Raw genomic sequence first — 13,345 nt, forward strand, 5'->3', positions numbered from 1 at the left:
AGCAATCCAGTACAAGCTTCATGGATCGCCACGTCGCTTCGCTCCTCGCGATGACGGTAAATTTGCTTCACGCCTCGCGATGACGTCGTTAACGCGAAACCTCGTCCAGGATCGCCCGCAGCAATCGCCAGCAACGTTCCACCGACGCCACTTCAACCCGCTCGCCCGGCGCATGCGCGCCGTGGATGGTCGGGCCGAAGGAGACGATGTCCAGGCCGGGATACTTGGCGCCGATGATGCCGCATTCGAGGCCGGCGTGGATCACCTGGACCTTCGAGTCGGCACCGAAATCACGGCGATAGACGGCCTGACAGATTTGCAGCAGCGGCGAATCCGGATTCGGTTTCCAGCCCGGATACTGACCGGATTTTTCCGCCTCGGTACCGGCCAGCGCGAACAGGCTGACGATCTCGTCGGCCAGCGCGATCGCCGCGCGGTCGACCAGCGAACGGACCATGAAATTGGCCGAACCACCGGCCGGCCCGATATCCGCCATGCCCAGATTGTTCGATGTCTCGACCACGCCCGGCAGCGCCCGGCTCATCCGGCGCACGCCATGCGGCGCGGCATGCAGGGACGCGAGCCAGGCGAACTGTTCCTCGCCTGACATCACCTCGGTCGCGGTCGCCGGCTCGGCCAGCAGCGTCAGTCCGTCATCGACGCCGCGCAGCAATTCGCGCAATTCAGCCTGCGTCGTCGCCAGCCAGGCATCAAGCATCTCTGCATCGGGTAGCGCCAGCGTCGCGAAAGCCTCACGCGGCAGCGCATTGCGCGCCGTGCCGCCGGTCAGCGCCGCCAGCCGGTATGGGATCACACCAGCCAGATCGTGCAACACCCCGACCAGCAGTTTGAGCGCATTGCCGCGCTCCTCGTGGATATCGACGCCGGAATGCCCGCCCCGCAACCCCTGCAGCGCGATGCGCCGGATGCTCCAGCCGTCGGGCACAGGCTCGCCCTTGCCTTCCCGGCGCACATCGACATCCAGCCCGCCGGCACAGCCAAGGTAGAACTCGCCCCAGGCCTCGGTGTCGAGATTGAGCATCAGCGATGCCTGCAGCAAACCGGGCGCCAGACCGCGCGCACCGCCCATGCCGGCCTCCTCGTCCACCGTCAGCAGCGCCTCCAGCGGACCATGGGCCAGCGTGTCGTCGGCCATCGCTGCCAGAATCAGTGCCACGCCGATACCGTTGTCGGCACCCAGCGTCGTTCCTTCAGCCAGCAGCCAGCCATCGCGCAACACCGGCACGATCGGATCGCTGGCAAAGTCATGCGCGCTGTCGCTGTTCTTCTGGCAGACCATGTCCAGGTGCGCCTGCAACACAACGCCCGGCGCCCGCTCCCGCCCCGGCGTTGCCGGCTTGCGCAAAATCAGGTTGCCGCTGCGGTCGACCGTAACATTCAGCCCTTTTTCCCCGGCCCACGTCTGCAGTTGATCGCGCAGGGCGGCTTCCTGTTTGGAGGCGCGCGGCGTCGCGCAAAGGGTGGCGAAATGCTGCCAGACGGCAGCCGGTTGCAGATCGGGAAAGGCGTTCGAAGCAGACATGGCGGGCTTGAAGGGGAAAAACCGAAGCTTAGCGAATTTCCGGCAAAAGCGCGTGCAATGTCAGCTCTCCGGGCATTTGCGCGAAGCGCCACCACTGGGCAAGGCATACGCGCACCAGGCCATGGCCATGATCACCACCAGCGTCATCGCGTTGGCCGGAATCTGGAGATTGAAATCGACCCAGCTATGGATGATCAAGGCCACCATCGCCATCAGAGAACCAAAGGCAATACCGCGTGGCAGGCTGGAACGTCGGCGGACCAGGATGCGTACCCCGGTGACCAGCGTCAGCAAGACAAATCCACCCAGCAAGGCAAGCCCGGTCAGCCCGAACTCGGCGGCGATCTGCACGTAGTCGTTGTGCGCGTGATCGAAATAGCCATGGCGCGATGTCCGGTAGCGGATATAGGTTCCATAGAAACTGCCGGCGCCCGTGCCCAGTACCGGAAAATCCTCAACCATATCCATCGCATGGCGGGCTGCAATCAGGCGCAATTCGACCGATTCCTCGCGCCCTTCCCCCTCGATGGTCATCGACGTTTCCTGAACCCGGCTGACCACCTTTTCCAGCCCGACCCAGGTACCAATCACCAGCACGTCGATGATGATCAGGCTGGCAATCAGCGCCACAGCCCGTGGCGCAGTCTTGCGCGAAAGCAGGATATAAACGCTGCCAACGATGATCATCGCCGCAAAGAAGCCGCCATTGCCCATCCGCGAACGGGTCAGCACCAGGGCAATGACCATGATCACCAGCATCAGGCGCAGCAGCATCTTGGGACTGAGCATGAAATCCATGACCGCCGACACCCGGCTACGCCAATGCCGCGCTCCCGTCCCGGCATCATTGCCGAGGCGCACCAGCATCAGGCCGATACCCATCGACAGGCATAACTCCATGTAGCCCGCCATGTGGTTGTGATAAACGAACGCCCCTTTGACGCGATCATGCATCACGTCGGAAAAGAACAGCGTATAACTTGCCCCGACCGAAAACAGCGTAGCCCCCAGAATGGCCTGAAACACCCCGCTGCCGACAATCACCACCGCCAGCAGATCGAGCCGGCGACTGCTGCGTACCGTCAGCAACGCAATCACGAAAACCGACCAGTAAGCAAAGGAAAGTGCCGCATAAAACTGTGTCTGATGCGGATCCAGACTCAGGCGCAGCGGTGCCACGCCCTCGACCACTGCCAGCGTCTCCGGTGAAATTGCCCCGAGCACGCCGGCCGGCAACGGCAGCAACTGTATCCACGGGATCAGCACGAACAGCCCCAGCAGGATGATGGGCCAGCGGAACGGGCGCAAACGCTCAAGCAAGGCATCGCCGTGATGCCGCCAGACAACCATCGTGGCCAGCAACAGGATCATCGCCCAGACGATCAGGATGCCCCCGGCAAAGACCCGGTTACTCCCCAGCGGCAAGGGAATCCAGCACAGCAATGCAAGCAGCCCCCGGAACACCCAGAGATCGTTGACCGATTCCGCAGAACGGCTCTGCACCGCAACACTGTCTGACATCAGGAATACCGCCGGTAGGGAAAGCAGGCTAGTGTAGTAAGCCGATGGAATAGACACAAGGGATATGCCAACCTCACACCGGCACGATTACCCGGACAGCCGGCAAGGCCTCCCTGATTGCCACCTGCAACGCCGCCTTGGCATCCGGATCGCCATGCACCAGGCGCACCTCCGAAGGCCGGTGACGCATGCGCTTGATGAAGCGCACCAGATCATCCCGGTCCGCATGCGCGGAATAGCCACCCAGCGTATGCACTGCGGCACGGATATCGAAACGCTGCCCATCCAGATCGACATAACCGCCACGCGGCCCGAATTTCTGGATAGCCTGCCCCGGCGTACCGGCAGCCTGATAGCCGACAAAAACAACATCATGCCGGGGATCACCCAGCATCGCCTTCAAGTAATTCACGATCCGCCCGCCAGTGCACATGCCGCTGGCCGCAATCACCACCGCCGGCCGCCCGCTACGGCTCAGATAATCCACAGTCGCCAGATGCTCGCTGTGCGCATCCACCGTGTACAACTGCTCGAACGCCAGCGGATGCCGCCCCCGCGCCACGCGTTGCCTGGCCTCCGCATCCCAGAGATGGCGCAAGCGCTGATAAGCCCCGGTCAGGCTGGCCGCCAGCGGCGAATCGACAATGATCTCCAGCGCCGACCAATCCACGCCACCCGCAGCATCCGCCTTGCCGCACCCGGCAATGATCGACTCGATGTCATACAGCAGCTCCTGCGTCCTGCCGATGCTGAACGCCGGAATCAGCACCGTACCGCGATTGCGCAAAGCACGCTCGATCACACCCTGCAATTGCTGCCGACGATCAACGCGCCCCACATGCTGACGATCGCCATACGTACTCTCCAGCACCACGACATCGGCACGCCAGGGCGATTTCGGCGCCGCCAGCAAAGCCGTATGCGGCGCCCCGAGATCACCGGAAAAGACAACCCGCCACACCCCGTCCGCAGCATGCCTGGCCAGATCGCCAGTCAACGCCACCTCGACAAACGCCGACCCCAGGATATGCCCGGCCGGATGCAACTTCACCCGCCACCCCGGCGCCAGCACATGCCAGCGCTTGTACGGCAAAGCCACGATCTGGCTCTCAATCTGCCGCAACACCTGCGCAATCAAGCGGCTATCCCGCGTCATGCCAACCTTGATCGCATCCTCCAGCACCAGCGGCAACAACACCGCCGACGCCTCGCTGCACAGGATCGGCCCGCGAAAACCCGCCGCGACCAGATACGGCAAACGCCCGACATGGTCGACATGAACATGCGTAACCACCAGCGCCTGAATCGCAGCAACCGGAAAATCGATCCCCGGCTCCCCCGCCGAAGCACCCTCCCCCGAAAGCTCCGCCCCCTGGAACAAACCACAATCCACCAGCAACGACCGACCATCCGCCACCAGCAATTCGTGGCATGAACCAGTCACCCCCTGAACCGCGCCGTGATGGCGGATGGAAAAGTCATTCAACACATGGCCACCAAATCCTTTCTGGCTTCCTCGGCTCGGGCCTTGGGGATATCGACATGCAGATTGCTTCCGGTGTGCTAGTCATTGCCTTTGAACACGGTGCGGAATTTTGTCAGGCCAATGCCGTTCAGCTTGTATTCGTTCATCTTCATATCGATGAAACCGGCCATCGAATCGTGGATGTATTTATCGAAAAAAGTTTCCATTTCCGTTGTCACTGCTTTAGCGTCAATTCGCTTGGCGACCTCGATTGCATGCTTGTCCGCCAGGCTCAGGGGAAGACCCGAGGCCTTATGCAATTTTTCGTAACGCTCTGCCGACTTAACTGGGTCAAAATCCGGCTCCATGGGCAATTCGCCGCGACTCATACGTGGTTTGGAAATCTCTAGCGATAACGCCAAGCTAGCTAGACGAGACATGAAACTATCCTGCGTCGTTTTTAAGTACCCCTGATGCTTGGCCGGGGCAGTGGTATAGGGCTGGCGTTGGTAGAAGACTTCACGATGCTTGAAACGGTAGCTGAAGTAATGGGCCATGTGTTTGCGACCCAGATCCTCGACCGGGCCGGCAGTAACCTTGGCTGCCTTGAGATAAGCGTTGAAGTCCTGAATGGCGGATGGTGAGGGGGTAAGATCTTTCTGGTAACGCTTAAATCTTTTACCTAGTTCGTTCCATTCGATCAGCGGCACGCCAGCCTTGAACGCCTCGTGGTACATGTTCTGACCAGGAATGGTAGACATGAAGGAATCCACTGTCGGCGAAACCCCGAGATCCTTCGGCGCATACCCTCCGCCCACATCGGAGTGCGACCCCGGATACATGACCTCCATGGCGTTAGCCGGATAAGAGGACTTCACGCGGACTGAATCCAGCGGAAAGCAGGCACGAACCTCATGGCCAGCAACGTAATGTACGCATTGCTCGACAGCAGGATGAATTTCCAGCGTATTGTCAGCCCAGCCTTGGTGTCCGGCCAGAGTACCGTTATCGAGAAGGTTTGCCAGGCCAACCGAAGCAACGGTATCGAAAATACCCAGAAACTGAAGTCGAATGGGAACGCCCGCAAAGGTCCAGCCACCTTTTTCCTGCTTACAGACTTCAAACAGCCAGTTGACGAAGACCCGCGCTTCAGCAGCACCACGAGAGAAGCCAAACACCGACACATTGATCTGTTCTACGGCAGGTTTACTTGCCTTTAGCACACTCGCCAACTCCCCCTGCCAGTAGCGCAGAACTGATCGTCGTTGCGTATCAAGCGATCCGGGGCCAGCGAGCGTATTACATATGGTTCTAGCTTTAGCATCAGTAATTAGCAAGGCCAAATTACTTACGTACTGGTGCGGTGCATTCAATAACTGCAGCAACCCCCAAATAATCCGGTGACCGCCTTTTTCCCCGGCAGCAGCCCCCCGATTGGCAAACAGGTAGCGATTTTCATCGCCGATTTTAGAAAATCGTGTGCCCACACCTGGAACATAGACGCTCAAATAACCCTTGAGCGGATCACTGCGGAATGTATGAAACAGCCTAACAATGTTGCTGTGTTTGCGCTGCTCCACCAGCCGGTCTTTGTAATCATCATCCAGGTTGTTACCAGTACCGTCGAAGAAGATTCCTACAAAAACCTGCCCTGAACAACTCGGCTTGTTGTCCTTTGGCAATCTACACGCCAATGCCTTGGCGCGTTGCATGTTCTCCTTTGCGGAAAGATTGCGTCGACCAGACTCGGGAAATGGAGAAGGAGAAGTTGTAGTCATAGGAGATCAGGGCTCTCTCTTGATGCCAGACGGATGGGGAAGTGGATGACGTGAGCTGGTCGCGCCATAGGTATTAACCAAGACTTTTACCTCGTCATGCGGAAAGAAGTGGATGAAAAACAGCCCCATCTCAAGACCGTATTTCGGAACCTCAACTGTGCGTTCTTTCCAAGGAGATTCGTTGGACGCAGGAATCCCATCAATAATCTTCCGAGTGCCATCAGGGTTGAATATTGGAATGTCGTCTTCTTGCCACTTGATCGTCGCCATCAGACCTGGGCGCCATTTCTTGGGCAGTACCACGCAACAAACGCCACCGCCTTCTCCGTGGTCAATAGCTCCCAAGATTCCACCTTCGCCATTGATCACGATAGAAACAATCGACTTGTCCGTATGGTTGTAGGCGTGATAGCTGAGACCGACCTTTTCCTCTTCCAAGCAGCCAGAGAAGAAAACGCCCAACAGCAAAGCCAGACCCAGGCGGAATATTGACAATCGCCCCAGCGGGCGACAGGTGTATCGACAGTGGTTCACTGCGTTGTCTCCATCTTTTCCAGATACTCCCCCAGTGCGGCTTCAAGCGAGCCACCACTCCAGGGTTTCTGTTGCATCCATGATTCAAATTGCGGATCTTCAAGCAGGTTTCCCTGACTGAACAGGACGGCAACGCTCAACGCCATCTGCTCAGGGAAAGCCTCCAGCCCATACTTTTTCGCCAGATCGCAAGTGGCTTGCAAAAGCTGATAATTGGCAGCCCCGCCGCGCTCCGAGAGAAGGTTCGGGAAATGTTCATGTAACTGGTCAGCCAAGGCATCTGGCAACCCGGATTCCAGCAGACAGGCGAATTCGTTGCTATCGATGACTGCCTTGCCTGTGTTGCCAAGAGAAACTGTCCCTGTCTTCAGCAATGGCAACGCTTCCATTTCCCCGGTGCGATTGACGATCAACCATTCCTCAAGCCCATTTGAGAGGCCATCCCAAATGGCTTTTGTACACCGTGCCAACGCTGGCAGTACCCGCGTATCAGCAAAGCGCAGCAGAAAGCGCTGCGCGTCGTCAGTTTCGACTTCCAGAAACGCCTGCCAGCCATCTGCAATCTCATCTCCTGTCCGGCCAGACTGGATGAAGCTAAGCATCGGTCGTGTGCGGCAATGGACCAATAAACTGCCCAAAAAACCCTTGAGCCTTTCAGGGCTGAAGTTACTCAGTGAAATAAGGCAAGGCGACACCTCAGCCAGTCTTTCCAGACGGCCATGCCGATACAGGCAATATTCGTTTTCCCCGTTCGCGCCAAAGTGTTTCAGGCCATGCTCGAAACCGCGATCAATCAAGGCAAACCACCGTGCAGCAGGAAAAGCCGAGATTTTCAACAGCATGGCGTCGCGTACAGCGGCATGCTCGTATGGGTCGACGGCGTAGTAGTTGTTCATCGCATCAGACACTGGCGAGCGCCGAACCGCTCTTCATCGCCTTGAGCAGACATTCCACACAAACATGCTGCGGAAACTGCGGCAACGCGTAGTTCTCCCGCACCGGCCCATTAAACGACTTCTTCCCCGCATGCACCGTAATCGTCCCCGGGCACTGCACCGTGATGCCGCCGTCGATGATGATTGACGCCCCGCCCTTCACTGCCAGGCAAATCTTCTTCGCCGCTGCAAAATCCACGTTGGCGTTGGCTGAGACGATGCGCAGGTTGTCTCTGGACTGGAATTTCATTTCATCGCTTTGCGCCTGCAGGTCGATGTCGTCCTTGGCGGCGATGAGCTTGATGCCGGTATTGTCTTCACCCGGGCGGATGGCGCCGGCGAGGAGGCCGATGGCTTGGCCGGTGTGGATTCTGGCCTTGCCGGCGATGGCGAAGTTGCTGTCTTCGCCGCTCTCGAAGGTGGTCGTTTCGTCGTTGGTGTATTGCAGGTTCTGCCCGGCGACGTGGGCGAAGTTGGCGCGGGCGGCCTGGATGATGGCGGCGTCGGTCAGGTGCGGAAGCTTGTCGCTGGCGGCGCTGGTGTTCTTGTCGTCGGCGTCGGCAATGGCGGCGCTTTCGTCCTTGGCGTCGACCATGCCGCTGGCGACCTTGAGCAGTGCTTGCAACGGTGCGGCCTGGTCGTCGATGGTGCTCTGCCCGGTGGCCTTGCTGCCGATGGCGCTGGCCAGTTGGACCGTCTGGTGGGTTTGGGCGGCTTGCGAAAGGGTTTGCGCGAGCTGCGCGGCCTGGCGCAGCAGGGCCATGCCCGGTGCCATGTCGCCGGCGGGGGCGCCGGGGGTGGCGTGCGGCCAGGTGCTCATGATCAGGCCGCGACCGGCGCGCAATGCGCCCCAGGCGTCGGTTCTGAGTTCAATCCCCGTGCCCCGGAAACTGCCCCGGTAGTTGTCGGCCTGATGCAGCAGGTGGCCGAGATTGAGCTCGCTGGTGTGCTGCGTGCTCTTCAACTGGATGCGCTGCTGGCCGTCGCTGTCGTCCAGGACCAGCTGGTTGTAGCCGGCACCGCCGAATTCCTTGCTCTTGAACCCGGTCAGCGCTGCCGCATGGCGATGGCTGGCGGTGGCACCGCCGTGCCAGGCCGGGCTGTTGCCGCCGGCAAGGTTGCCCTGCCCGGCCGGGCGATGGTCCTGGGCGGCGTCGAATACCGAGATGTCGCTGTCGCCGGAATTACCGCCCGGCGTTGCCGGAATGCCGCCATCGCCCTTGCCGTTGTACAGCGCGCCCATGACATAGGGGCGATCCATGTCGCCATTCAGAAAACCCACCAGCACTTCCTGACCGATGCGCGGTAGCCACTGCCAGCCCATGCCGGCGCCGGCCTGACGTTGCATGACGCGCACCCAGCAACTGTCGCGGTCATCCGGCGTTTCCGCCAGTTGCCAATGAAAACGCAGCTTGATGCGGCCCAGTGCATCGCACCAGATTTCCTCGGTGCCGTTCGGGCGGGTTTCGCCGTTGGGACCAACAACGATGGCGCTCATCGGGCCGGGCGCGGTCGGCCGCGGGTTGAGGCGGGCGCCGGTGTCGTCGGCAAGCTGCGGGCGCCACGGGGTGTCACTGTGCTGCGCCGTGAAAATGTTGCCGTAACCGCGGTCGACCGCAAGATTCAGCAATTCCGACGGAAACTGCGTGGGTGCGCTTTCCGGCAGGAGGACATCGCCGCTCGCCAGCGTATCCGGATCGATCGGCGGCAGCCCGGCGCGCAAACGTTCGGCCACCGTCGCCATCGCATCGGCCACCAGGTTGTTGATGCCCAGATGGGTCACTTCGGTGATCGCATAGCGATGATCGGCCTGCGCATTGGCAGACTGCGGCAGATCGACGACATCGATGCGGGTGCCGACACTCAGGCTGCGCACGGTACTGCGGCCAAGCCAGGTCCGGTAACGCGCCTCCAGGGACTCCATCGCCAGCCGGCCGTAGCGCGTCGCCTCCGCCGCATTGGCAAAGGCGTACGGGCCGGCATCGTCGTAGTTCTCCAGCAGCGGGGCGTGCTCGCCGCCCGGCTTGAGCACCGTCGGCACACTGGCAGCAATGCTGCGCTTGGCCTTGTAGTCGTGCGAAATCAGCGTGGTCACTGCGCTGAGCAGACGGCGATGTTCGCCGAACGCCAGCAACACGTCCTGGTCCTCCTGCGAATCGGCCCGGTGATAACGGATACCCCGCCCGCCGGCGCCGGACTGCGACATCACATCCTCGGGAAACAGGCAGCTGTCGGCAAAGATCGTCAGCCGATGGCCGCCGGGCGCCGCATCGTCCAGATCAACCCGCCAGCCCAACCCCTCCTCCGCCAGCAGGCGCGAGACAAACTGGTAGTCCGATTCGTTGTACTGAACGCAATAGCTGCGCTTGCGCGTGTCGGCCATGAACGCCGCCACCTCATCCGACCACTGCCAGCCGGCAATGTCGGCATAGTCGGCGAACACGGTTTCAACGATCTCGACAACCGAACGCTCCTGGAACACCCGGTTCCGCCGCCCGCGCGTCGTCAGCCAGATCCACGGCACGACCGTCACGCGGTACCGCGTAAAACCGCCGTCGGCATCCATCTTCACGACCTGCCGGACAAACCCGCTGCGCCGGAACGTGCTGCCATCGGCCAGACGCGACTCCAGCGTCAGCGCACGCCCGGGAAAACGCGCCTTCTCGATGAAGGCATCAGGCGACAGCAGGTCGATGACGTACTCAAACCCACCCGACAAACGCTCCCTGCCCCACCAGCACTCCACCGCCATCGACGGCATGTCCTCATCGCGCCACGCCAGGGAATACAGGCGGGATTCGCTGGAAAACAGATTGAGCACACTGGCGGGAAGCATGGCGGGGAAACCGGTCGGTCGAAATTAGACCGGAAGCATACTTCAGCACACCGATATTGACAATGACATACAGCAAGCTGGATTGCCGCGCCGTGCTCGCAATGACGGCGGACTAGCCTCTGGCGTCGCCCCAGCGGTAGGGGCTGGCGTCTTCGCCCAGGTAGTGGGCGATGCCGTCGCGGCCGACGCAGTATTGAGGGGAAATGATCATTTCCTTCATGGTCTGCGCGTCGCCGATGCGGGTGTATTCGAAGACGATGCAACGCTCGATGCGGGTGCCGGAGCGGATATGGCTGCCGTGGCCGATCCAGGCCGGGCCGATGATCGAAACACCGGGGTCGATGCGCACGTTGGAACCAACATAAATTGGGCCGACCAGCTTGGAGCTTTCCCAGGCAATCGACGTATTCAGGCCGACCCAGACACCCGGCTCGACCTCGGTGCCCGGCATTTCCATCTGCGCCACTTCACCGCGCAGCACGCGCTGGGAAACTTCCCAGTAATCGTTCAGGCGGCCGATGTCGATCCAGTTGAAAAAGCGTTTCTGCGCGTAGAACGGCACGCCCTTCTCCACCAGCATCGGGAACAGGTCGCTGCCGATATCGAACGGCACGCCCTGCGGAATCATGTCCAGCACTTCCGGCTCGAAAATGTAGATGCCCGTGCTGGCAAACCGCGACTTGGCCTCTTCCGGCTTCGGCTTTTCCTGGAAGGAAAGAATCCGCCCGGTATCGTCGGCAACCACCACACCGTAGTTCTGCACCTGATCCATCGGCACTTCCAGCGTCACCACGCTGGCCAGGGCGCCCTTTGCCCGGTGCTCGTGCAAGGCCGCACCAATATCCAGATCGACAATTGCATCGCCGCACACCACCAGCGTCGTTTCGTCGAAGAAACCGCCAAAATCCTGGATCTTGCGCATGCCGCCGGCCGAACCCCAGGCCTTGGGCACGATCTCGCCGTGCTCGCGCTGGCCTTCGAACGAATAGCCGAGATTCACATCCCAGCGCCGGCCGTCACCAAAATAGTTTTCGATCTTGTAATGGTTGAATGCCACATTCACCATGATGTCGCGGATACCGTAACGCGCCATCTGTTCGATCAGGTACTCCATCACCGGCTTGCCGAGAATCGGCACCATCGGCTTCGGCACAAACTTCGTCAGCGGACGCACCCGCGTTCCCTGGCCAGCGGCCAGAATCATTCCCTTTGCCATTCACTGCTCCCTGTCAGATCTGCTTCAGTACGCGTTCTTGTTCACAAAACCCTTGAACACCGTCATGAAGATGATTTTTATATCCAGCCACAACGACCAGTTCTGTACATACTCAAGGTCGAACTTGACGCGCATTTCCATCTTGTCCAGCGTCTCGGTCTCGCCGCGCCAGCCGCTGATCTGCGCCCAGCCGGTAATACCCGGCTTGACCTTGTGGCGGAGCATGTAACCCCGGATCAACTTGCGGTACTGCTCGTTATGCGACACCGCATGCGGCCGCGGACCGACCACCGACATCGTCCCCTGCAGCACATTGAAGAACTGCGGCAATTCATCCAGCGACGTCTTGCGCAGGAAAGCCCCGAACGGCGTGATCCGCATGTCGCCCTTGCTCGCCTGCATGATCTGGTCACCGTCCTCGCACACCGACATGCTGCGGAACTTCCAGACCTCGACCACCGCACCGTTCAAACCGTAACGACGCTGCTTGAACAGTACCGGCCCCGGCGACGTCAGCTTGACCCCCAGCGCAATCACCGCCATCGGCAAGGCAATGATCCCCAGAATCAGGCTCGCCACCACCAGATCCTCCACCCGCTTGACCCAGCCATCCACACCGTAAAACGGGCTTTCGTGCAGGCTCAGCACCGGGATGCCATCCAGGCTGCTCATCTTGCCGTGCAGCAGATCGAAGATAAAGAAATTGGGCACCAGATACACCGACGCCGTCGTATCGCTGAGTTCATTCACCAGCTCCACAATCCGGTTCTCGGCCTTCATCGGCAGCGTGATGTAGATGTAATCCACCTTGCCTTCACGCGCCAGCGTCACCAGTTCCTCGAAACGCCCGATCCCGGCCGCATCGTTCGCCGCATGCTTGCAATCACGGGTCGCCAGGCGATCATCGAAATAACCGATGAAATTCATCCCCAGCCAGGGCGTCCGCTGCACCTTCTCCACCACCTGCTTGCCCAGCTTGGTCTTGCCGGCAATTGCCAATGTCCGGGTATTGCGGCCACTGGCGCGCAGGGAATTCAGGGTCAGCCGCAGCATCACCCGCACCGTCGCCAGCCCCACCGGCGCCAGCACGAACCACACCAGCGTTGCCAGGCGCGAATACTCCGACGACGACTTGCTCAGGAAAGCCAGGAAAACCAGCGCCACCGCTGTCCAGAACCAGGTCACCAACGTTGCCGAAACCGCTTCGTGAATCGGTACCAGGCGCCAGGAAGAATACAGATGCCGCGCACCGCCGATCATCATGAAGATCAGCACGCCCCACACGCCGGCCTGGGCGTACTGGCCCCCGAACTCCAGGCCGTGGGTGAATTGAAGCGCCATCGCCAGCGAAACCATGACGACAGCAGCATCCAGCGCACGATGCAGAAAACCGATTTTCGAACTATGGGGCCGAACCAGCCCGGAAGACATTGAAGCCATAACAGGGAAGCCAATCAGCGCAGCAGTGACAATGTGATCACGTGCAAATCATGCCACGACTACGACTAAAACCCTAT

General features: G+C 60.3%; 9 protein-coding genes. All 9 read right to left on the bottom strand.

Going from position 1 to position 13,345, the window contains the following annotated elements; all coding sequences use genetic code 11:
* Positions 1-88: 88 nt before the first annotated feature.
* Complete coding sequence (locus BJN45_RS08150) at positions 89-1,543, bottom strand: aminoacyl-histidine dipeptidase (RefSeq protein ID WP_076093828.1); 1,455 nt, start codon at positions 1,541-1,543, stop codon at positions 89-91.
* Positions 1,544-1,603: 60 nt separating this feature from the next.
* Positions 1,604-3,064, bottom strand: coding sequence for an O-antigen ligase family protein (locus BJN45_RS08155; protein ID WP_076093830.1), 1,461 nt, complete (start codon positions 3,062-3,064; stop codon positions 1,604-1,606).
* A 73-nt stretch (positions 3,065-3,137) separates the two neighbouring features.
* Positions 3,138-4,550 carry an MBL fold metallo-hydrolase RNA specificity domain-containing protein gene (locus BJN45_RS08160; protein ID WP_076093832.1) on the bottom strand — a complete coding sequence of 471 codons (1,413 nt, stop codon included), beginning with the start codon at positions 4,548-4,550 and terminating at the stop codon, positions 3,138-3,140.
* 77 nt (positions 4,551-4,627) lie between these two features.
* Positions 4,628-6,241, bottom strand: a complete 1,614-nt coding sequence (locus BJN45_RS08165; protein WP_083651040.1) for a T6SS phospholipase effector Tle1-like catalytic domain-containing protein — start codon at positions 6,239-6,241, stop codon at positions 4,628-4,630.
* A 72-nt stretch (positions 6,242-6,313) separates the two neighbouring features.
* Positions 6,314-6,841: a DUF3304 domain-containing protein gene (locus BJN45_RS08170; protein ID WP_083651043.1), complete on the bottom strand. Its 528-nt coding sequence runs from the start codon at positions 6,839-6,841 to the stop codon at positions 6,314-6,316.
* Positions 6,838-7,737, bottom strand: a complete 900-nt coding sequence (locus BJN45_RS08175; protein WP_076093836.1) for a DUF4123 domain-containing protein — start codon at positions 7,735-7,737, stop codon at positions 6,838-6,840. The genes BJN45_RS08170 and BJN45_RS08175 overlap by 4 nt, the downstream gene beginning before the upstream one ends.
* A gap of 4 nt (positions 7,738-7,741) precedes the next feature.
* Positions 7,742-10,612, bottom strand: coding sequence for a type VI secretion system Vgr family protein (locus tag BJN45_RS08180; protein ID WP_076093839.1), 2,871 nt, complete (start codon positions 10,610-10,612; stop codon positions 7,742-7,744).
* Positions 10,613-10,724: 112 nt separating this feature from the next.
* On the bottom strand, positions 10,725-11,828 hold the full coding sequence (locus BJN45_RS08185) for a sugar phosphate nucleotidyltransferase (protein WP_076093842.1): 1,104 nt from the start codon (positions 11,826-11,828) through the stop codon (positions 10,725-10,727).
* A 24-nt stretch (positions 11,829-11,852) separates the two neighbouring features.
* A complete protein-coding gene (locus tag BJN45_RS08190) occupies positions 11,853-13,268 on the bottom strand; it encodes an undecaprenyl-phosphate glucose phosphotransferase (protein ID WP_083651046.1) in 1,416 nt (471 codons plus the stop codon).
* Positions 13,269-13,345: the final 77 nt, after the last annotated feature.

This window comes from Azonexus hydrophilus, from assembly GCF_001956855.1.
Lineage (GTDB): Bacteria > Pseudomonadota > Gammaproteobacteria > Burkholderiales > Rhodocyclaceae > Azonexus > Azonexus hydrophilus_A.

Excerpts from the sequence above, each read along its gene's own strand:
- BJN45_RS08165 (WP_083651040.1), bottom strand. The coding sequence starts at position 6,241 with ATGCAACGCGCCAAGGCATTGGCGTGTAGATTGCCAAAGGACAACAAG.
- BJN45_RS08185 (WP_076093842.1), bottom strand. The coding sequence starts at position 11,828 with ATGGCAAAGGGAATGATTCTGGCCGCTGGCCAGGGAACGCGGGTGCGT.
- BJN45_RS08180 (WP_076093839.1), bottom strand. The coding sequence starts at position 10,612 with ATGCTTCCCGCCAGTGTGCTCAATCTGTTTTCCAGCGAATCCCGCCTG.
- BJN45_RS08155 (WP_076093830.1), bottom strand. The coding sequence starts at position 3,064 with ATGTCAGACAGTGTTGCGGTGCAGAGCCGTTCTGCGGAATCGGTCAAC.
- BJN45_RS08175 (WP_076093836.1), bottom strand. The coding sequence starts at position 7,737 with ATGAACAACTACTACGCCGTCGACCCATACGAGCATGCCGCTGTACGC.
- BJN45_RS08150 (WP_076093828.1), bottom strand. The coding sequence starts at position 1,543 with ATGTCTGCTTCGAACGCCTTTCCCGATCTGCAACCGGCTGCCGTCTGG.
- BJN45_RS08190 (WP_083651046.1), bottom strand. The coding sequence starts at position 13,268 with ATGGCTTCAATGTCTTCCGGGCTGGTTCGGCCCCATAGTTCGAAAATC.